18 protein-coding genes are annotated in these 21514 nt (G+C 54.8%); 7 read left to right on the top strand and 11 right to left on the bottom strand.

What is annotated here, in order from left to right:
- Positions 1–41 precede the first annotated feature (41 nt).
- Positions 42–1196 (top strand): molecular chaperone DnaJ, encoded by a 1155-nt coding sequence (dnaJ, locus tag LF95_RS10790; RefSeq protein WP_073955158.1) that lies wholly within the window; start codon positions 42–44, stop codon positions 1194–1196.
- A 124-nt stretch (positions 1197–1320) separates the two neighbouring features.
- On the opposite strand, the gene LF95_RS10795 is transcribed toward dnaJ, so the two are convergent.
- Positions 1321–2223, bottom strand: a complete 903-nt coding sequence (locus LF95_RS10795) for an NAD(P)/FAD-dependent oxidoreductase (protein WP_073956190.1) — start codon at positions 2221–2223, stop codon at positions 1321–1323.
- A gap of 167 nt (positions 2224–2390) precedes the next feature.
- Here LF95_RS10795 and LF95_RS10800 point away from each other — a divergent pair, with 167 nt between their 5' ends.
- Entirely contained in the window at positions 2391–2900 is a 510-nt protein-coding gene (locus LF95_RS10800) for an Rrf2 family transcriptional regulator (RefSeq protein ID WP_073955159.1), read from the top strand.
- A gap of 64 nt (positions 2901–2964) precedes the next feature.
- Here the strand turns inward: LF95_RS10800 and LF95_RS10805 are convergent, their stop codons facing one another.
- The gene (locus LF95_RS10805; RefSeq protein WP_073955160.1) at positions 2965–3873 is read right to left on the bottom strand and encodes a LysR family transcriptional regulator; all 909 of its coding nucleotides are present in this window, start codon (positions 3871–3873) and stop codon (positions 2965–2967) included.
- Positions 3874–3967: 94 nt separating this feature from the next.
- On the opposite strand from LF95_RS10805, the gene LF95_RS10810 reads away from it, so the two are divergent.
- Entirely contained in the window at positions 3968–4867 is a 900-nt protein-coding gene (locus tag LF95_RS10810; RefSeq protein ID WP_073955161.1) for an aldo/keto reductase family oxidoreductase, read from the top strand.
- A gap of 196 nt (positions 4868–5063) precedes the next feature.
- On the top strand, positions 5064–5864 hold the full coding sequence (gene dapB / locus LF95_RS10815; protein ID WP_073955162.1) for a 4-hydroxy-tetrahydrodipicolinate reductase: 801 nt from the start codon (positions 5064–5066) through the stop codon (positions 5862–5864).
- 33 nt (positions 5865–5897) lie between these two features.
- Here dapB and LF95_RS10820 read toward each other — a convergent pair whose 3' ends face one another.
- From LF95_RS10820 to polA, 3 genes are all read right to left on the bottom strand, one after another.
- The gene (locus LF95_RS10820; protein WP_073955163.1) at positions 5898–6722 is read right to left on the bottom strand and encodes a substrate-binding periplasmic protein; all 825 of its coding nucleotides are present in this window, start codon (positions 6720–6722) and stop codon (positions 5898–5900) included.
- A gap of 299 nt (positions 6723–7021) precedes the next feature.
- Complete coding sequence (locus LF95_RS10825) at positions 7022–7861, bottom strand: substrate-binding periplasmic protein (protein ID WP_083607635.1); 840 nt, start codon at positions 7859–7861, stop codon at positions 7022–7024.
- A gap of 298 nt (positions 7862–8159) precedes the next feature.
- Positions 8160–10982 (bottom strand): DNA polymerase I, encoded by a 2823-nt coding sequence (polA, locus tag LF95_RS10830; RefSeq protein WP_073955165.1) that lies wholly within the window; start codon positions 10980–10982, stop codon positions 8160–8162.
- Between the two features lie 193 nt (positions 10983–11175).
- On the opposite strand from polA, the gene LF95_RS10835 reads away from it, so the two are divergent.
- The gene (locus tag LF95_RS10835) at positions 11176–11910 is read left to right on the top strand and encodes a hypothetical protein (RefSeq protein ID WP_073955166.1); all 735 of its coding nucleotides are present in this window, start codon (positions 11176–11178) and stop codon (positions 11908–11910) included.
- Positions 11911–12447: 537 nt separating this feature from the next.
- Here LF95_RS10835 and LF95_RS10840 read toward each other — a convergent pair.
- From LF95_RS10840 to LF95_RS10865, 6 genes are all read right to left on the bottom strand, one after another.
- Entirely contained in the window at positions 12448–14115 is a 1668-nt protein-coding gene (locus LF95_RS10840; RefSeq protein WP_073955167.1) for a methyl-accepting chemotaxis protein, read from the bottom strand.
- A gap of 282 nt (positions 14116–14397) precedes the next feature.
- Positions 14398–15705, bottom strand: coding sequence for a bifunctional folylpolyglutamate synthase/dihydrofolate synthase (locus LF95_RS10845; RefSeq protein ID WP_073955168.1), 1308 nt, complete (start codon positions 15703–15705; stop codon positions 14398–14400).
- A 2-nt stretch (positions 15706–15707) separates the two neighbouring features.
- The gene (gene accD / locus LF95_RS10850; RefSeq protein ID WP_073955169.1) at positions 15708–16625 is read right to left on the bottom strand and encodes an acetyl-CoA carboxylase, carboxyltransferase subunit beta; all 918 of its coding nucleotides are present in this window, start codon (positions 16623–16625) and stop codon (positions 15708–15710) included.
- Between the two features lie 54 nt (positions 16626–16679).
- Positions 16680–17528 carry a tryptophan synthase subunit alpha gene (gene trpA / locus LF95_RS10855; RefSeq protein WP_073955170.1) on the bottom strand — a complete coding sequence of 283 codons (849 nt, stop codon included), beginning with the start codon at positions 17526–17528 and terminating at the stop codon, positions 16680–16682.
- A complete protein-coding gene (gene trpB, locus LF95_RS10860; protein ID WP_073955171.1) occupies positions 17525–18748 on the bottom strand; it encodes a tryptophan synthase subunit beta in 1224 nt (407 codons plus the stop codon). The genes trpA and trpB overlap by 4 nt, the downstream gene beginning before the upstream one ends.
- A gap of 126 nt (positions 18749–18874) precedes the next feature.
- Positions 18875–19051: a zinc-finger domain-containing protein gene (locus LF95_RS10865; RefSeq protein ID WP_073955172.1), complete on the bottom strand. Its 177-nt coding sequence runs from the start codon at positions 19049–19051 to the stop codon at positions 18875–18877.
- A gap of 135 nt (positions 19052–19186) precedes the next feature.
- Here LF95_RS10865 and LF95_RS10870 point away from each other — a divergent pair, with 135 nt between their 5' ends.
- Together LF95_RS10870 and LF95_RS10875 are read left to right on the top strand one after the other, a co-directional pair.
- Positions 19187–20161 (top strand): ABC transporter ATP-binding protein, encoded by a 975-nt coding sequence (locus LF95_RS10870; RefSeq protein ID WP_073955173.1) that lies wholly within the window; start codon positions 19187–19189, stop codon positions 20159–20161.
- 175 nt (positions 20162–20336) lie between these two features.
- Positions 20337–21440 carry an alpha/beta hydrolase gene (locus LF95_RS10875; protein WP_252509735.1) on the top strand — a complete coding sequence of 368 codons (1104 nt, stop codon included), beginning with the start codon at positions 20337–20339 and terminating at the stop codon, positions 21438–21440.
- The last annotated feature ends 74 nt before the right edge of the window (positions 21441–21514 follow it).

Here is a 21514-nt window from a genome sequence, read left to right on the forward strand (position 1 = left end):
TGACATGTGCGGACGGCCCGCCCGTATTTCCGGAGTAACGGATGGCGAAACAGGATTATTACGAGCTTTTGGGCGTGAGCAAGGATGCCAGCGCAGCCGAGCTCAAGAGCGCCTATCGTAAAATGGCAGTGAAATATCACCCGGATAAAAACCCGGGCGACACGGCTGCCGAAGCAAAATTCAAAGAAGTCAGCGAAGCCTACGACGTCTTGAAGGACGCGGACAAGCGTGCTGCCTATGACCGGTTTGGTCATGCTGCCTTTGAACAGGGTGGTGCTGGTGGCGGCGGCGGTCCGTTTGGTGCCGGTGGCTTTGGTGGTTTTGGCGGCGGCGGTTTTGCCGACGTTTTTGACGAAATTTTTGGGGCGATGGGCGGCGGCGGTGGTCGTCGTGGCGGTTCGCCCAATCGTGGTGCCGACCTGCGCTATAATATGGCGATTTCGCTGGAAGATGCCTTCCAGGGTAAAAAGTCGGAAATTACGATTCCCGGTTCAGTTCAGTGTGATGCCTGCGATGGTAGCGGGGCCGAGGCGGGTTCCCAGCCTGTGACCTGCCCGACCTGTAATGGTCATGGCAAGGTGCGTGCCCAGCAGGGTTTCTTCACCATTGAGCGCACCTGTCCGTCCTGTCATGGGCAGGGCAAGATCGTCAAAAATCCGTGCAAGGTTTGCCACGGTGCCGGGCGTGTTGAAAAACAGAAAAACCTGCAGGTGACGATTCCTGCCGGTGTCGAGGATGGCACGCGCATTCGCCTTGCGGGCGAAGGGGAAGCCGGGGCGAATAATGCGCCCTCGGGCGATTTGTATATCTTTCTGGATATTCAGCCGCACCGCTTCTTTCAGCGTGACGGGGCGAACCTGCATTGCCGCATTCCGATTCCGATGACCAAGGCAGCCCTTGGCGGCACCATCGAGGTACCGACCATCGAAGGCACGCGCACGCGCATCAATATCCCGGCCGGGACACAATCCGGTCAGCAATTGCGCCTGCGGGGCAAGGGCATGACGGTTCTGCGTTCCCAGGCGCGGGGCGACATGTTTGTCGAGGTCAGTGTCGAAACACCGGTGCATTTGTCGGAACGGCAAAAAGAGCTGCTGCGCGAATTTGACGACATTTCGCGTGAAGAAGGCAGTCACCCGGAATCCGAAGGGTTCTTTTCCAAGATGAAAGAAATCTGGAAAGACCTGACGGATTAAGGATCAGCTTTGCCGTCTGAAATAGATCACCCCCTGCAGCGATGTTGCAGGGGGTTTTCTTATGGGGGTACCGCCGTTTGGCAGCGGGTAACAGGGTAACGATGCGTATGGGCAGGTTGGGAAATCAGGCGTCATCCCAAAAAATCAGGCAATGATGGGCTGCCGTGCCCGCCTTGATACCATTGCCCACCGCGAGCCCCACCGAACCTGCGGCAATCATGGCATCGCCACAGGCAAAAACGCCAGGAATGGTGGTTTCCAGCATGGCATCGGTTTGCAGATAGGGGCCAAGCGGGCCATCGGCAAAGGCACAGCCAAGCTGGGATGCGAGGGGCGAGCTGATTTTGGTTCTGGGCTGAATTAAAAGACCGGCAAGCGGAATGTTGCGGCCATCGGTTAAGTGCACCGTTGCCTGATCTCCGGTAATTTCGGCAATCGGCGTGTGTTCCAGTGTTACTTTGCGCCGGTGAAGCTGGGCAAGCTGAATGTCGTTGGGCTCAAAGGCATTGTTGAGGAAAAGGGTGGTGGGGCCCCAGTCTGGCAACATCAGCGCCTGGTGCATGGCCAGTTCGGAGCTGGCCAGAACACCAAGAGGCTGCTGGTTAAATTCATATCCGTGGCAATAGGGGCAGTGAAAAACGTGATCCCCCCAGCGTTCGGCAAGGCCGGGCACATCGGGCAGGGTATCGGTGACACCGGTTGCAAGAATGAGGGTGCGCGAAACGACGCTTTGCCCGGTTTCAGTGGTGACTTTAAACATCCGTTCGGCCCGTTCGGCCGATTGTGCCAGGGTGTTTTCCCAGCTTAGCGTCGGGTATTTCAACAACTGGGCGCGGGATGAGGCGATAATGTCGTCGGGGCTGGTGCCATCCTGCCCCAAAAAGCCATGAGAATGGCGGGCGAAACGGTTGCGGCGCACATTGTCATCCAGCACCAGGATTTTTTGCCGGGCGCGGGCCAGTTGCAGGGCGGCGGACATGCCCGCAAAGCTGCCGCCAATGATGATTGTATCAAAATCATGTTGCATGGGATTTTCTTCCATTCGGTGGTGGGGCCACCATTTGTGATCCGTTTTTACGTAACTTATAAAGTTTCATAACCACGAAAGGCGATAGCGGGTCAAGAAATTTGTAACTTTATTTGTTACGTGGTGGTGAATTTGCTATAGCTCGATCACGCGAACAGGAGAATGCAATGAGACAGGATCACCGGTTGTCCCGGGTGTTACATGTGCTGATCCATCTGGACCGGCACCGCCGACACGCCACGTCCGATGAAATTGCCATGATGTTGCGCACCAACCCGGTCGTGGTGCGAAGGACATTGGGTGGGCTCAAAAAATCGGGCCTGGTGTCATCGGAAAAGGGGCATGGCGGTGGTTGGCAACTGGCGCGTGACCTGTCCGATATTACCTTGCGCGATATTTATACTGCGCTGGGCGAACCGCCCCTGTTTGCCATTGGCAATGCCGATGAACAGCCTGTTTGCCTGGTTGAGCAGGCGGTAAACAGTGCGATTGACGACACGCTGGATTTGGCCCGTACCTTGATGATGGATCGCTTTGCCGCCATTACGCTGGCCGATATTGCCGCTGATTTTGACCATCGATTGCACGATTACCCCGAAGAAGCCCGCCGTTTTGGCCATATCCGCGATGAGGATGCGGCAAAAGACGATTTGCCTGAAGGCAGCAAAACCGGCTAGGTGCTATTGCGGGGCATGGTGCTGGCCAGAGAGATGGTCGCCCGCAGGCAGGATGCCCAAAATGTTATTTTTGTAGCGGCCAGGCGCGGATGAAATCGATAAAGGCCCGCAAGGGCGAGGGGACCAGCCTGCGCCCCGGATAATAAAGCTTGGGACCGGGAAAGGACGGCCACCATTCCTTGAGGATTGGTACCAGAGAGCCATTCTTGAAAAAGGGTGTCAGCCAGTCTTCAAACAGATAGATAATGCCAATGCCACCCTTGGCGACTTCGACGGCCAGGTCGGTGCCGCCACCCGGACGCATGATAAACGGACCTTTGACGGCGACCTCCAGGGTTTGATCATCCTTTTCAAATTCCCACGGGAACATGGCGCCGCTGGCAAAACGCCCGCGAATGCAAGGGTGATCAAGCAGGTCCTGCGGGTGTTGCGGGGTGCCATTGCGGGCCAGATAATCAGGCGAGGCGGCAGCAGCGAATCGCTGTTTTCGCGGGCCGATGGGAATGGCGATCATGTCCTGTTCCAGGCGTTCGTCATAGCGGATGCCGGCATCGCAGCCTTCGGCCATTAAATCGACAAAGCTTTCCTCGGTAATGATTTCCAGCAGGATTTCGGGATATTTCGCCAGAAAGGCCGGGATGATTTCGGGCAGCGCCAGGCGCGCCGCACTGACGGGAATATTCAACCGCAAGGTGCCCGCCGGTCGGTCGCGATAGCCATTCACCACATCCAGGGCATTGGCAACTTCGCTCAATGCCGGTTCCAACCGGGCCAGCAGGCCATTGCCCGCCGCGGTTAGGGCGACGCTGCGGGTGGTGCGGTTAAACAGGCGCACCCCGAGGCGCGTTTCAAGGCGGCGGATCGCATCGCTCAGCGCCGATGCGCTACCACCGCTCAGGCGTGCCCCCTCGCGGAAACCACCAGCGCGTGCGACGGTTAAAAAGGCATTCAGGTCGCCAAGATCAACATTCATCGTTCGCCATCCCGTACAAGCTGTTCAGATTGTGCCTAATTGTCGATCAGTTGTGCAAGCATTAGCTTTGGGTCATCCAGAAAGGAGATCCCCAATGTCAATCATCGATAAAGCAGGAACATTTGAATTTGCCGGCCATACGGTAAAACGCATGGGCTATGGCGCCATGCAGCTTGCCGGGCCCGGCGTATTTGGCCCGCCGCGTGACCCCAAGGCGGCAGAACAGGTTTTGCGTGCTGCGATAGAGGCGGGCATCAACCACATCGACACCAGCGATTTTTATGGCCCGCACGTTACCAACCAGATCATTCGCAAGGCGTTGCACCCCTATCCGGATGACTTGCTGATCGTGACCAAGATTGCCGCACGGCGCGATGAAACCGGTGCATGGTTGCCGGCCATGTCGCCCGCCGAACTAACCCGGGCCGTGCATGACAATTTGCGCAATCTGGGGCTGGATTGCCTGGAGGTTGTCAATTTCCGCAGCATGCACGGTATTCACGGCCCGGCAGAAGGCTCAATTGCCGAACCGCTTTCGGTTTTGGCGGACCTTAAAAAGCAGGGCCTTATTCGCCATCTGGGGCTAAGCAACGTTACTCCGACGCAAATTCGCGAAGGTATGGGCATCACCGATATTGTGTGCGTGCAGAACCAGTATAATCTGGCGCATCGCCATGATGATGCAATGATCGACGAGCTGGCAAAACAGAACATCGCCTATGTGCCGTTCTTTCCGCTGGGTGGTTTTTCGCCGCTGCAATCGCAAATCCTGTCCGATATTGCAACGCGCCTTGAACTGACGCCAATGCAGGTTGCCCTGGCCTGGCTGCTGCAACGTTCGCCCAATATCCTGCTGATCCCCGGCACGTCATCGGTTGCCCATTTGCAGGAAAATATTGCGGCATCGGGTGTGGCGCTTTCGCCCGAAACCGTTGCGGAGCTTGAGGGTGTTTGGGAAGCCGCCCAAAACGCCCCCGCAGTTGATCATTCCTGATCAAATCAGACAGGGTAATGGTTGGTGTGGCCGGTTACTAAACCTGCATTGCTGTCAGACAGGATTAAAGGGGGGATGCGTTGGCATTGCCCCTTTTTTTATGGTGATATTTGCGCGGTTCCCGCCGTTTCATCGGCTGGCGCGATGTGCTAAAGCAGATGGCATATTGAACGAATTTGCCTGCAGGAGGCCAAAAATGAAAATTGGAATCGTCGGCTGTGCCGGACGGATGGGACGGATGCTGGTAGCGGAAACCGCCAAAACCAGCGATTGCGAAATTGGCGGAGGAACCGACCTTCCGGGCAGTGCCTTTGTTGGCAAGGATGTGGCGCTGGTGGCCGGGCTGGAAGAATGTGGCATTGCTATTGGCGATGACCCCAAGGCCCTGTTTAACGAGGTTGATGCCGTGATCGACTTTACCGCCCCGGCAGCGACCATGAAGCATGCCGCGCTGGCCGCCGAAACCGGGACGGTATTGGTGATTGGCACGACCGGCCTGTCGGCGGATCAGAAAGCAGAGCTTGAAAAGGCTGCCGAAAAAACGGCGATTGTTTTTGCCCCGAATATGAGTGTCGGCGTCAATCTGGCCTTTGCCCTGGTCGAGAAGGTTGCTGCAATTCTGGATAAGGAAACGGCCGATATCGAAATCGTGGAAATGCACCACAAGCACAAGGTTGATGCACCGTCAGGCACTGCATTGGGACTTGGCGAAGCAGCCGCACGCGGGCGGGGTGTGGCGCTTGATGACGTTGCCGTGCGTTCCCGTGACGGTCATACCGGTGCACGTGAAGACGGGGCAATCGGCTTTGCCACCCTGCGCGGCGGCGATGTGATCGGCGATCACACCGTTGTTTTTGCCTGCGAGGGCGAACGTATCGAGATTACGCACAAGGCATCGTCGCGTGAAGTTTTTGCCAAGGGGGCGGTTCGCGCGGCGAAATGGGCCTTTGGCAAGGATGCGGGGCTTTATGCCATGTCCGATGTGCTGGGTCTTTAAGAGACCGGATGGGCAGCATGACACTTGGAAAGACTATTGGGATAATAGTCTTTCCTGTTGTGCGGAAATCAGGTTGCTGCCTTGATTTTGAAGGCCGTAATTGAACAGGTCGCGTAACTGGCGGCCCTGTTCGGTTTTGCGGAAAACCACATGCAGGGTTTTTGTGCCCAGCAGGTGGGGATGAAAAGCAAAGTCCCCCGAGAGGGCCGAAAATTCCGGCAGGGTCCTGAGCCAGTATTGCAGGACCTGTGCGTCCATGACGGCGGCATCAATGCGTTTGGCATGCAGCAGGCGCAGCAATGTCACATCGTCATTGGCTGCCAGGGTTTTTAAATCGCCATTTTTCATCATGCGGTCGAAAGTCGGTTCATTGACATATCCGGCGACTACCCCGATCCGCCATTTTTTCAAATCATCCGGGACCGTCCAGTCAAATGTCGATCCGGCCAGCGAGACAAACCCCAAAGGGCTGTCGCCGATCGAGTCGGAAAAGTAGAACCGGTTTTCCAGGCTGGCGGATTTGTATTCGGGATAATATCCAATCAGGCTTTGATCGGAATTCAGGCTGTCGAGCACACGGCGCCACGGATAGAAAACCGTTGTCATGCCGATATTGTTAACTGCGAAGGCCTGACGGGAAATGATCGTACTTTTGCCTTTTCCGGGCAGGTTTTCACCGGTGTAAGGCGGCCAGTCCAGCGATGCAAGGCGCACTTTTGTACCCGCAAAGGGGGAGGATGCCACGTCGGATGCCAAAACACTGTGCGAAACGAAGTGCGAAACTGACAGGATGAGCACTGCCACGAGGATTACAAGCCAGCGATATAAGCTGTTTTTTCGTGCGTTTGTGATCGGCATCTCCGGCCCCCTGATGGTGTGGAGAAATTCTGACCGGGGGCAAAATGGCCCGGCCCATCGCATCCTGACATTTGTTTAGTTTTATTCAGATTCTAGCACAGGCAAGGCTTTTCAAGGGTGAGGGCCATTTTTTCATCGCTTTGTCATTTTGGCCTCCCTTTCCTTTAGAGTGACGCATTTTGCCGGGGGCATTCTTCTGCCCGCTAAGGAAAAGGCGTTTTAAACGGTCCGGTTTTGGTGCCGTTTTCGGTCCCGGAACCTGTTGTGCCTGGCGTGCGACGTGGCTTCATCTTGCGGCTTTATTGGGTATTCAGGTTGGCGTTGGGAATATATTGCGCGGGGCAGTTATCGTCCGGGCATTGCAGGGCGCGTAAACCATGATCAAAGGCATCCCGCAGCATCTTGCCTTCGGGGGTGCGATGAAAACCCACATGCAGGGTTTTGTTTTCCAGAATAGTGGGATGAAAATAAAACCAGCGCCGGTTTTGATCAAAATCCTGATTGGTATCAAGGATGTGGCGCATCACCTGTTGATCCATAACTGCCACATCAACCCGCCCGGCAGACAGCAGACGCAACAGGGTGGCATCATCATGGGTTTCGACTACATGCAGCTTTTCCTGTTGCACATATTGGTCGAAATCCTCTCGCGTGGTGTAGCCGCGTACTGTACCAATGGTCAGGTCGGTTAAATCATCCAGGGTTTGCCAGTCGAATTTTGCGCCCCGATAGTAAACAAAACCTACGGCACTGCGCACGATGGCCCGTGACAGAAGAAATCGCCTTTTGTTTTGTGTGTCGTCATAGACCGGGAAAATGGCATCGGGGCGATGGCCGGTACCGGGGGCGATATTGGTATTAAAATTTTGCAGGCTGCGTTGCCAGGGCCTGAATATGATATGGGCGGCCATGTTTTCGTGGGCAAAAGCCGCGCGGACGATAATGCTGGCAATGCCCTGACCTGGCAGGCTTTCGCTGCTGTAAGGGGGGAATTCGGTGGTTTGCAGGTCGATCGTGGTTGCGTGATTGATGGGGGCAGGCAACGTATTGGTGGCTGAACGGGCAGGTGGGCACAACAAAGCAACCGTTAATCCAGTTAGCAATGCGCTCCAACAAAGCCTTTTTACAAGGGCTGCCATGCCCGGTGCTCCCTTTGGGTCGTCTATTACCTTAGGGTAGCACTCCTTATACGGATAATAAATAAATTCATCCGGGGGCCTAAAGATTTTTCTCCTTAATGAACCCTCCGGAGGTTTTCATGATAATTCCAAATAATTATTAGAATGATTTTAGTTTTAAGGTGATTTGTCTTTCTGTTTGATGTTTTGAATTATTTTGATCTTAAAATTAGGCTAAAACTAAATACGGCCACATGCAATCAAGGCCGGGTTTTACCCCCGGCCTTGAGTTGATTTCGGAATATCCGGACGGATTGTTCTAGTGCGCATCGGCCCAGCTATCGCCAATCCCGGCATCGGCGATCAGCGGGACACTGAGATGGGCGGCATTTTCCATGACGTCGCGAATGACTTTTACGGCCTGTTCGGTTTCGGCTTCCGGGGCTTCAAAAATCAGTTCGTCGTGGACCTGCAATAGCATGCGGGTTTTTAAACCGGCATCAAGCAGGGCATCGGGAACCGCGATCATGGCGCGTTTGATGATATCGGCCGCGCCACCCTGGATCGGGGCATTAATGGCCGCGCGTTCGCCAAAGCTGCGGCGCATGCCGTTTTTATCATTGATGCCATTGATGAAAATCTTGCGGCCAAACAGGGTGCGCACCATGCCATGTGTTTTGGCAAAGTCCTTGGCGCGTTCCATATAATCGCGAATGCCGGGATAGATTTCAAAATAGGCGTTGATAAATTCCTTGGCTTCCTTTTGTGGAATGCCAAGCTGGTTGGCCAGACCAAAGGCCGAAATGCCGTAAATGATGCCAAAGTTGATTGCCTTGGCCTTGCGGCGGACCATCGGGTCCATGCCTTCAATCGGCACGCCAAACACCTTGGAGGCGGTGGAGGCGTGAATGTCCTCGCCATTTTTAAAGGCGGTGCGCAGGGCGTCAATCTCGGCGACATGGGCCAAAAGCCGTAGTTCGATTTGTGAATAGTCAGCCGAAATCAGTTTGCAGCCTTCATCGGCGATAAAGGCGGTACGGATTTTCCGGCCTTCTTCACTGCGGATGGGAATGTTCTGCAGGTTCGGATCGTTCGAGGACAAACGGCCGGTATTGACATTGGTTTGGCCATAGCTGGTGTGCACCCGCCCGGTTTGCGGGTTGATATGGTTTGCCAGCGCATCGGTATAGGTGCTTTTGAGCTTGGAAAGCTGGCGCCAGTCCAGGATGCGGGCGGGCAGATCATGGCCCTGGGCGGCCAGACCTTCGAGCACATCGGCCCCGGTTTGCCAGGCACCGGTTTTGGTTTTCTTGCCGCCCGGCAGGCTCATGCGTTCAAACAGAATTTCGCCAAGCTGCTTGGGGCTGCCAAGGTTAAAGGTTTCACCGGCCATTTCATGGATGGTTTTTTCCAGGACCTCCATACGGCTGGCAAAGTCCGATGAGAGTTCGCGCAGTTTATCTGCATCGACCTTAACGCCGAGGGCCTCCATTTTTGCCAAAACTGGCACCAGCGGACGGTCCAGCGTTTCATAAACGCTGGCCATATGTTCCTGGGCGATGCGCGGTTTTAGCAGCCGATGTAGGCGCAGGGTGATGTCGGCATCCTCGGCGGCGTAATCCAGTGCCTTGTCCAGCGGGACCTGGTCAAAGGTCAGCTGGTTTTTGCCCGTGCCTGCAACATCGGTGAATTTGATGGTTTTATAGCCCAGATGCAAATCGGCCAGTTCATCCATGCCATGCCCGTGGCTGGTACCATCGAGCACATAGGACAGCACCATCGTATCATCAATTGGTGCCACATCGATGCCATGCCGGGCAAAGATGATTTTATCATATTTGATATTCTGCCCGATCTTGAGAACCCCGCGATCTTCCAGCAGGGGTTTCAGCAGTTCGATGGCGCGTTTTAGCGGAATCTGTTGCGGGATTTCAGCCTTTGCTTTGTCATCGGCAGGGTCGCTGCCAAAATCAAAACCACCCTGGGCCGCCTTGGGTTCGGTTGCTTCATCGCCCATCCCGTGGGTCAGCGGGATATAGCAGGCCTCGCCGGGTTGAACGGCAATGGAAATACCAACCAGACGTGCCTGATGGGCATTAAGCGACGTGGTTTCGGTATCAACGGCCAAAATGCCTTCATAATCGGCCTTGGCGATCCATTTTTTCAGGCTTTCTTCGTCCTGGACCAGTTCGTATTCTGCCTTGGTGACGGTAACGTCATTCACACCGGTGCCTGCTTCGGCAACGCCGTTTTCATCAACGGTGCCGCCAAATTTGGCCTTTACCTTGGCGGTAAGCGATTTGAAGCCATGTGTGGCGATGAAAGACAGCAGCACATCGGCATCGGGTTCGCGCAGGTCAAAATCATCGACCGGATGTGTCACTGGAACATCGGTTTTCAGGCGGACCAGATCGCGCGAAATGCGGGCCATGTCGGCATTTTCGATCAGCTTTTCGCGGCGTTTGGGCTGTTTGATTTCGCCCGCACGTTCCAGAAGCGAATCGAGATCGCCATATTCGGTGATCAACTGGGCGGCGGTTTTAACGCCAATGCCAGGCACACCGGGCACGTTATCGACCGGGTCGCCAGCCAGGGCCTGAACGTCGATCACCTTATCCGGGCCGACGCCAAATTTTTCCATCACCTCGCCCGAGCGAATGGTGCGGTTTTTCATCGCATCGAACATTTCCACGCGCTCGGTGACAAGCTGCATCAAATCCTTGTCCGAGGACACGATGATGACATCGGCCCCCTGTTCGGCGGCCTGGCGCGCATAGGTGGCGATCAGGTCGTCGGCCTCATAGCCTTCCAGTTCGATGGAGGGCAAATTGAAGGCGCGCACGGCATCGCGGATCAGGCCAAATTGCGGGACCAGTTCTTCGGGGGGGGGCGGACGGTGGGCCTTGTAATCGGGATAAAAGTCGTTGCGGAACGATTTGCCCTTGGTGTCGAAAATAACCGCCATATGGTCGGGTTTTGTATCTTCGCGCAGTTTCATCAGCATGGTGCAAAAGCCATAAACGGCATTAACAGGGGTGCCGTCCGGGCTGTTCATGGGGGGCAGGGCGTGAAACGCGCGGAAAATAAAGCCGGACCCGTCAACCAGGACGACGCGGCGGGGGGGCTGGGCAGTATCGGTCATACGATGGATGCTCGTTTTTCTCGATGAATTGAATGGGCGCAGAATGCCGCATACGGTGCGAGAAGTCGAGTAGGGCAAGGCTGATTTGTCTGTAACCGTGCTTTGTGCTGACAATATCGTGTTTGTATTGATATGGTTTGGAACCAAAGGCTTCTTTTAGAGGCCGCACCTAACGTGCGAGGGATAGGCCCAGGTGAAGCGGCGTAACGAAAAAACCGTGACCAAACGGGGGGAGAAACCCGTTTATCGGCCTTTTGGCAAGGGAGTCGAGGCGGCGGGTTTTTCGCGTGAAATTCACGACAATATGAAGCTGGCGAACCGTCGCAAGGGCCGCAAAAAAGGGCAAAACAAAAAAAATGACCGGCGGCTTGGCAATGGCAGCGATGAAAAGTGGCTCTCACGCGGGCCGATTTTTCGCACATTACTAACCCTGGCGCTGTTTGGCGGAATGTTGCATGGGCTGTTCCAGGCCTTTGGTATTTACGAACGTAACCAGAGCCTGTCGAACGGCGACCAGTTTGTTTTGCTGATCAAACTGCTGGTTTTCGTGGTGCTGATGCACCTGTTTTACCTGATGTTGATGCACTATCGCCCCATCAAGTCGCGGGTGCGGGGCCTGTTTTTTATGGCCCTGGCCCCGGTGGCAGCGGTGTGCATTTTCATGATTTATGGTGGCGCTGGCATGTTTGGCCGTTTTCTGCCTGTGCTTCAGTTCTTGACTCTAACCATCGGGGTTGGGGGGTTTATTTCATATGTTGTTATTTATACCTGGTTTTCAAAAAGAGCGGTGCGCCGACGGGATATTCCGGCGTCCGATGAAGAAGACGGAGCCAATGGCGATAAAGCCAGACCGGGTACCGGGACCGTTTCCCGCCGCGATAACAGGACTTTATCCAGCCGAAAAAATGCGTCCTATGATGCCCGCTGATGAGATCCTGTTCGGGATAATGGTCTGATGCAGCCATAAATTCCCTGCCAGGATAGACCTTTTGCAGGCAAATTTCGCCACATCCAGACCAGTCGGTATGTTTTAAGTAATTGATATTGAATGAAATATTTGAAGACATTAGGGTGTGATGACATCGGACGTGTTTGCTGCGGTTTTGCGCTGCCTTGAAGTAAGCCTCATGCTCGTCTTTGCGTTAAATTTTGCACCGGTTCTGATTTTTAACCGTGTGCTACTTGCCGGGACGGACTCTGCTCGAACCCTATACGGACTCTGCGTACCGGGCGAAAATCGTGTGCTGAAGGGGAGATTGGGAGTGTGTATATTTTATATCGATAACGTAATGAAATTATCTAAATCCGATTTCTGCCACCCGGACAGAGTATGGATCGCTGGCTTGGTGCATGTGGAATGATGCGCGGCGAGAGTGGACGGCGATGTGGTGACGGGTGAGAGGTGATCGCCCGAGAATGGCCGGAGCATGAGGCTGCACCGGGCAATCCCGTAATATGGTTGCGGTTACTGACTGGCTGTTTTGGTTTTTATAAGCGCATCAAGAAGGCGGATCACCTCGACCGAGGCCTTTTCGACTTTGCCATACAGTGCCAGCGCGCCTTCCACGTCACCTTTATTATACAGGCGCACGGCTTCGATTCCGCATTCATGGACTGTTTTATGGGGTTCTTCGAGTTGCTTGAAAGCCGGGGTATTGCGCAGCGACCGGGCATCTTCGCTTTGGTACCATCGGCCAAGGTTGCAACTGGTATGTTGGGCCAGCTCATCGGCCTTAAGGCTTTCGCGGCCAATGAGCATGTCGGCCAGGCGTTTTTTCCAAATCACATGATCCGATTTGGCAATCCGGATGCTTTTGTTCGGGACATCGAATTTGGCAAGTACGGCGATTTGTTCGCCAACCTTGTCCACCACATGGTCGGTGGCATTGGCACTGGTGCGGATGACGTTGACATTATTGGCAGTTTCCTGCGCAATCTTATTGACCCGTTGAGAGACCTCGACCGAGGCTTGTTCCTGTTGTTTCAGGATACCGGCAATTTCAACGGACCGGCGCGATATGTCGCTGATCAGGTTGCGGATCTGATCAATGGAATCGACAGAATCCTGCATGGATTTTTCGCCTGCGCTAACGGCTTGTGCACCCTTGTTCATTGATTGGACGATGCCGTCAATTTCAACGGTCAGGGCCTCGATGGTATTGCGGACATCCACCGTGACCCGGGCGGTCTGGCTGGACAGGTTTTTGACTTCACCGGCAACAACAGCAAACCCCTTGCCAGCATCACCGGCGCGCGCGGCTTCAATGGTGGCGTTCAATGCCAGCAAATTGGTTTGCGAGGCGATATCGTCAATAATACCAATCATTTCAACGATGCGGCCGGATGTTTCGGCCAGCAGTTCAACGCGCTGGCTGGCCTCGGTGACAGCCTGGGCGACAAGGTGCATATTTTCGGCGGTATCCTGAATGATGCTGCTGCCGTTTTCTGCGGTCGTATTTGCCGTTTCAACCTGTTGGGCAACCTGGGCTGTATTGTCGCTGATCCCGGCAATGCCGGTGGCCATTTCTTCGACAGCGGTAGAAATTGACTGGGTTTGTGAATCGACCTCGCCCATTTCGCGCATCATCGAGGCATTTGAACTGGCCACCTCGTTGATCGACATCGATAAATCGACATTGTTATCGAGCATCTGATCGGCAAAACGATTGCCGGCATCCTTTACAGCCCGGTCATAAGACACCTGGAAAAAATCCCGCAGGGTTTCTTCAAGCGATAGGTTCATGATCTGATTCAGGCTTTGGGTCAGGGTGTGAAAATGGGCGTGTTTCCAGCGGCAGTGATGCGACAGATCGTCCAAAAGCAGGGCGAAGGCACGGTGATAAAGCCGGGAAATATCACGGCTGTCAAAATTAAGCTGATGATAAAGCGGGCCCAGTTGCGCTGGGTTTTGCGGGGCATCGGCGGAGGTTTCCAGCGCCTGGATCCAGGTGCGAACCTGATTGGCGACAAGTCGGTCTGTATTTTCCGTTCCTTTGGGCAGAACAGATTCCGAAACGCCGTTAAAAGCGGCTTTCAGGATATGATCAAGGTCATCTGAGAGTTTGTTACGTAGTGCACGAACATCAATTTTATCGTCGTCATTTATATTTGACTGAAAGGATCGTTTGTTCATCTTTCGGCACCTCTCTATCAGATCGTCAGGCCAAAGTGATAAGGTCAGCCCTTGACCATATGTCCGGATTTAATCTTGGCGTGCCTAGAGGTTTATAGATGAAATGACGATTTTTAAATGTAAAATCAGGGGGATATGTTTTGCTGACTAAATCTGTAATTAATATAATTAACAGAACTTTTTTAAAGTCATGAAAATAATGGGGTTTTATAGAAAATCCCTTAAAGCCCAATTTTGCAGATCAGGGTTGCCTTAAACGGGACTGTTGGAAAAACCTAAATTTCAGGCGTTTTCTGCCAGAACAAGCCCAGCCAGATACAAAGACCCTAAAATCAGGAACCGGCGTGCATTAGGATGGCTGTTGCACAGGGTTTCAATGGCATGGGCCACGTCTGAACAGGCGGTGGCGGGAATGTTAAGCGCCTTGGCTGCATCTGCCAGGGTTTGTGGCGTATGGGCCTGGTGTTCACCGGGAATATCCACAGCTGCCAAACCAGAGACATGCGGGGCAAGCGGGCGTAAAAATGCCAGCGGGTCACGGTTATTGAGCATGCCCATAACGACAACGGTATCGCCGTTTGCGTGCGCGCGTTCCAGCCATTTGGCGATGACATCGGCGGCGGCGATATTGTGCCCGCCATCGACATAGAGTTCGGCATCATCAGGCAGAAGGTCGATCAGCGGGCCCTGTGCAAGGCGCTGCAGGCGCGCAGGCCAGCGGGCATTTTTAAGGCCCGTGGAAATCGTTTCGATATCAATATCATCGCCATTTTTCGCCTGGATCCCGGCATTGCGCACGGCAACGGTGGCGACCATTGCATTCACATATTGGTGGCGACCCGGCAGGGCCGGGGCAGGCAGGCGCAGGGCCTCGCCATCGATATGGAGGTCAAAACCGTCGTCATCTTCGGCCGTGATGGCGAAATTGGTAACCAGCGGCGTGTTGATCTTGCTGGCGTGGCGCACCAGCACATCAAAGGCCGGCAGCATTTGCGGGGCAACAACACAGGGAATGCCTGCTTTCATGATGCCCGCCTTCTGGAAGGCGATTTTTTCAACCGTATCGCCCAGAAAGGCCTGATGATCAATCGAGACCGGGGTGATCACGCTCAGGGCTGGATTGGGCAGCACATTTGTGGCGTCATAGCGCCCGCCCAGCCCGGTTTCGAGCAACAGAACATCTGCCTCGACCCGTGAATAAGCCAGGAAAGCCGCAGCCTGGGTGATTTCAAAATAGGTGATTTGGGCACCATCATTGATGCGCTCGACCTCTTCAAGCAGGTCACAAAGCTCGTCTTCGCTGATTTGCTGACCGGCCAGAACGATACGTTCATGGAAGGTGACAAGATGCGGTGAGGTCGAGGTATGGACCCGCAGGCCTGCAGCCTCATAGATGGCGCGCAAATAGGCAAGGGTAGACCCCTTGCCATTTGTGCCAGCGATATGGATAACAGGCGGAAGCTTAAGATGCGGGTTGCCCAGTTTTTGCAACAATGTTGCAATGCGCCCCAGGGATAAATCAATTATCTTGGGATGAAGCAGGCCGAGTCGGCCCAGAATGGCGCTACTTCTTGGCGAGGGCACCTGCATCTTCAGTCAGCTTTTTCCGCAGTGGTGGTTTTCTTTTTGTCGCCCTTGATCGGCACGATCGATGCGCCGGGTTTGGGGCGGCGGATCATGTCGATCAGGCGGCCAAAGGTTGCGTTCAGTTCGCTGCGTGGCACCACCATATCGACCATGCCATGTTCCAGCAGATATTCGGCGGTCTGGAAGTCATCGGGCAGTTTTTCGCGAATGGTGTTTTCGATCACGCGGCGACCGGCAAAGCCGATTTGTGCACCTGGTTCGGCAACCTGAATGTCGCCCAGCATGGCAAAAGATGCCGAAACGCCACCGGTGGTCGGGTCGGTCAGCAGGACGAAATAGGGCAGGCCCTTTTCCTTGACCTTTTCAATCGCAGCAGTGGTGCGCGCCATTTGCATCAGCGACAAAATACCTTCCTGCATACGTGCGCCACCCGATGCGGGCACGATGATCAGGGCGGCATCCTGCACCACGGCCAGTTCGGCAGCGGCAACGATGCCTTCACCAACGGCCATGCCCATTGACCCGGCCATAAAGGCAAAGTCAAACACGGCAATAACGGTGTCGTGGCCGCCAACGCTGCCGTGGGCAACGGCCAGGGCGTCCTTGAATTCGGCTTTGGCCTGGGCTGCTTTCAGGCGATCAGTATATTTTTTCTGATCGCGGAAACGCAGCGGGTCAACCGGGACCGACGGCAATTCGATGGTCTGGTATTTGCCGCTGTCAAACATCAGCTCCAGCCGGTTGCGCGCGGAAATCCGCATATGGTGGCCGCAATGCTGACAGACATGGTTATTCTTCGCGAGATCGCGATGAAAAATCATCTGTTCGCAGGACGGGCATTTGTGCCAGAGATTTTCGGGCACATCGCTGCGGCGAACCAGTTTCTGAATTTTGGGTCGGACGAATTCAGTCAGCCACGACATATCGGATATTGATCCTCGGTTTTGCCTATATCGGTCTTGCGGGCAGGCGCAACATCATTTGCGGGCGTTGCGCACGCCGTCGGCCAGTTCACGTACCAGGCCAGTGACCACAAGGGCGGTGTTATCGGTGGCCTTGCCGTTTTCGTCAAGGCTTTCTGCGATTTTTGATACAATCGCCGAGCCAACAACGGCGGCATCGGCCTCGCGGGCAACTTCGGCGGCCTGGGCAGGCGTTTTGATACCAAAACCAACCGCGATGGGCAAATTGGTATGGCGCCGCAGGCGGGCCATTGCCTCGACAATCTGCTCATTTGTGGCTGAGCCCGCACCTGTGACACCGGCAACCGATACATAATAAACAAAGCCGCTGGTGTTCTGAACCAGTTTGGGCAGGCGTTTGTCATCGGATGTCGGGGTGGTCAGGCGAATGAAGCTTAGTCCTTTATTGACGGTCGGAACACATAGCTCGGCGTCTTCTTCGGGCGGCAGGTCCACCACGATCAGGCCATCAACACCGGCATTGCGGGCATCTTCCAGAAACTCGTTCACACCGTAAATAAAGATGGGATTGTAATAACCCATCAGGATGATCGGGGTTTCGTGGTCCTGATCGCGAAAGCCACGGACCAGCGAAAGTGTCTTGCGCATGTGCATGCCCGCAGCCAGCGCCCGGTTGGAGGCCTCCTGAATCGCGGGGCCATCGGCCATCGGATCGGTAAAGGGCATGCCCAGTTCGATAATGTCGGCACCGGCTTCGGGCAGGGCTTTGAGAATTTCAAACGAGGTTTCCGGGTCCGGGTCGCCCGCCGTTATGAAGGTGACAAGACCGGCACGATCTTCCGCGTGCAGTTTTTCAAACCGTTTGGCGATGCGGTCCTGGCCGCCGATAATTGCGTCACTCACAGTTTGACTCCCAGTGCTTCAGCCACGGTAAAGATGTCCTTGTCGCCGCGTCCGCTCAGGCACATCAGAATGATCTGGTCTTTGCCCATTTTCGGCGCGGTTTTAACGATTTGTGCAATGGCATGGCTGCATTCCAGGGCGGGAATGATGCCTTCCTTTTCCGAACACAGGGTAAAGGCATCCAGGGCTTCCTTATCCGTGATCGAGACATAGGTGGCCCGGCCAATATCCTTTAGCCAGGAATGCTCCGGCCCGATGCCGGGGTAATCCAGCCCGGCTGAAATCGAGTCGGCTTCTTTGATCTGGCCGTCATCATCCATCAGCAAATAGGTGCGGTTACCATGCAAAACGCCCGGGCGGCCAGCGGTCAGGCTGGCGGCATGGCGGCCGGTATGAACGCCATGCCCTGCGGCCTCGACACCGGTAATGGCAACATCCTTGTCATCCAGGAAGGGATGGAACAGGCCCATCGCATTCGACCCGCCGCCAACGGCTGCGATCACTTCATCGGGCAGGCGGCCTTCGGCTTCCATAATCTGGGCTTTGGCCTCGTTGCCGATCACACATTGAAAATCACGCACCAGTTCCGGGTAGGGGTGCGGCCCGGCAACGGTGCCGATGATATAGAAGGTATCGGTAACGTTGGTGACCCAGTCACGCAGGGCTTCGTTCATCGCATCCTTGAGCGAGCGCGAGCCCGATGTGACCGGTTTGACCTCGGCGCCGAGCAAACGCATGCGGAACACGTTGGGCGATTGGCGCTCGATATCCTTTGCACCCATGTAAATGGTGCAGGGCAGGCCAAAACGGGCGCAAACCGTGGCGGTTGCCACCCCATGCTGCCCGGCACCGGTTTCGGCGATGATGCGGGTTTTGCCCATGCGTTTTGCCAGCAAAATCTGCCCGATGCAGTTATTGATCTTGTGCGCGCCGGTATGGTTCAGGTCTTCGCGCTTGAAATAGATTTTGGCCCCGCCCAAATGGTTGGTCAGGCCTTCGGCGAAATAAAGCGGGTTGGGACGCCCGACATAATATTTCAGGAAGTAATCCATTTCCTTGCGGAATTCGGGGTCTTCCTTGGCGTCTTTGTAGGCCTGCTCCAGTTCCAGGATCAGCGGCATCAGGGTTTCGGCAACAAAGCGACCACCAAAATGGCCAAAATGCCCGTCCGGGTCGGGCATGGAGCGAAAACTGTTTACGGAAGTCGGAGCAGACGTCATGGATAGTCCCCGTTTTAGGCCGCAGCATGATGGCTGCGACGGGTGAGGCAGGCAAATGAAGGTAACACCGTATGTCTACGCAGTCAGGCGCCGGTTGGATGACTGGCGCTGTGCGGACGGGGGACCTTAATGGTCGGCGTGGGCCAGCTCTTTATCAAAGATATATTTCTTGGAGCAATAGGGGCAAACGACTTCGCCTTTTTCTTCAAGATTGAGATAAACGGTCGGATGACCAAGATGCCCTTTGCCGCCGTCGCAGGCGATATTCAGGCTGCCAACTTTGATTTCTTCGCTGATCTTCATATATCTAGTTCCCAGTTTGCGGCGATATTGACCCCGGTTTGATCGGGATGATACCCATAACGCATATTCAATCAACACTTCCGCATCGGTTTAGCGCAATTGCGCCATGTGGAAAAGAGCGGAGATCATTCATTTATGAATGCAATGCCCGATTATGCGATCGAGGTTGAAGGACTGACCAAGATCTATAAAAGCGCGCAGGGTGAAAAGCTCGCGCTTGATAACGTTTCGTTGAAAATTCCCCGGGGGTCGTTTTTTGCCCTTTTGGGGCCAAACGGGGCGGGAAAATCGACTTTTATCAACATTTTGGCCGGTTTGGTGACAAAAAGTGGTGGTACGGCCAAAATCTGGGGTCATGATATTGTCGATCAGATGCGCCTGGCGCGCTGTTCGATCGGGATCGTGCCGCAGGAATTGAACCTGGATGCCTTTTTTACCCCGCGTCAGGCGATGGAATTGCAGGCCGGGCTGTATGGCGTGCCCAAATCCGAACGGCGCACCGATGAAATTCTTGATGCGATTGGCCTGCTTGATAAGGCGGATTCGTATGCCCGTTCGCTGTCGGGCGGGATGCGCCGTCGCTTGTTGGTCGGCAAGGCAATGGTACATAACCCGCCGGTATTGGTGCTTGATGAACCAACCGCCGGGGTGGATATCGAACTGCGCCAGCAATTGTGGGCTTATGTCAAGGAACTGAACAAGGCCGGTGTGACGATTGTTCTGACCACCCATTACCTGGAAGAGGCCGAAGAGCTTTGTGATGAAATTGCCATCATCAACAAAGGCAAGGTCATTGCCCATGAAGACAAGAAAACCCTGTTGCGCCGCATTGATCACAAGGCGCTGGTGTTGACCGTGAAGGGCACCCTGAATGCGGTGCCCGATGCCCTGGCCCCGTGGGGGGCAGAGCAAAAAGGTGAAAACCAGATTGCCCTGCATTATCGCCCCAGTGAAAACAGCATGTCCGATATTTTGCGGGCTATTCAGGCAAGCGGCCTTGAGATCAATGACCTGTCGACCGATGAAGGTGATCTGGAAGATATTTTCCTGATGCTGACGCGGGAAAACAATAAATCACTGGCTGAAGGCACGTCTGGTCAGGCGGCCTGATATGGTGGCGTGAACCGTGCAAATTTGGGCAGAGTAAAGCCCCGCATCCCTCCCGGCAGGAATAATTTCCCTGCCGGGAGTTGTGTTTTTGCCCGATATTTTACGGCGATTATGATCCGGGATTGGAAATATACCATCATAGACCGGCATAGACCGGTAACGGGAGAACAGGCAGGTGAGTCAGACACGAAATCAGCTATGCCAAGGACGAAAATGGATATTTCCGGATGTGGTGCGGTTTGCGGTTCTGCCATTGATATTGCTGATGGCGGCCTGTGCGCCGACCCTTAAGGCTGCAGATGATCCAGTGGCAACGGTATCGTTTGTTGCAGCTTCTGATGTTTCCGATGAAGTGAATACATCTGGATATCTCCTGAAAAGTGCGGATGAGTATTATCAGGCCGCAGATGGTACCCGGCTGGCCTTGCAACGCTGGCTGCCTCGGAAGGAAAGTGATGACGGGCGGCAAGTTGCGCCCAGGGCGGTGATTCTGGCGTTGCATGGTTTTGGCGATTATGCCAATGGCCTGGATGAAGCCGGGCAGATTTTGCGCCAGCACGGTATTGCGGTTTATGCTTATGACCAGCGCGGGTTTGGCCGTTCCCCCACCCGTGGTTTTTGGCCGGGCACGGCAACGCTGGTGCAGGATGCCAGCGATGCGTTGGCGCTTTTGCGTCATCAATATCCCGGGAAGCCGGTTTATCTGGCCGGGGTTTCGATGGGGGCGGCGGTGGCAACCGTGACGGCGGCAACTCGTCCCTATTTGATGGATGGCGTTATTCTGGTCTCGCCTGCGGTGTGGGATCGCGATGACATGCCCTGGTATCAAACGCTGCCTTTGTCGGTTCTGTCGCACAGTTTGCCGTGGTTGCCGGTATCGGGCCGGGGGCTGGATATTTGGCCATCGGATAATATCGCCATGTTGCGCCGGTTGGCCCGTGATCCGAATATGTTATCGTCGGTCAGGGTTGATATGGTGGCCGGGCTTGCCAATTTGATGGATGAGGCCCGGATGCGCGCCAGGGATGTGCAGGTTCCGGCATTGATCATGATGGGGCGGCACGACCAGGTTATTCCACCTGACGTCATGGCGGCCTTTGCCCGTGATATTGCGGAACATGACCGACATGGCAACGTTGATAAGGGATCGGCAACAATTTGTGTGTATGACAACGGTTATCACATGTTGTTGCGCGATTTGAACGGGCCCAATGTGATTGCCGACATGGCGGCGTGGGTGAAGGGCAGCATATCTGCAAAGTCGGCTGCTTGCCGGTAACGGATTGCTTTTTGACCGCAAGGCCAGGATCAGGTAACATTTTGAAGCATTTGAAAAATAAGGGCTGACAGGCC

Source organism: Thalassospira sp. TSL5-1 (assembly GCF_001907695.1).
Classification (GTDB): domain Bacteria; phylum Pseudomonadota; class Alphaproteobacteria; order Rhodospirillales; family Thalassospiraceae; genus Thalassospira.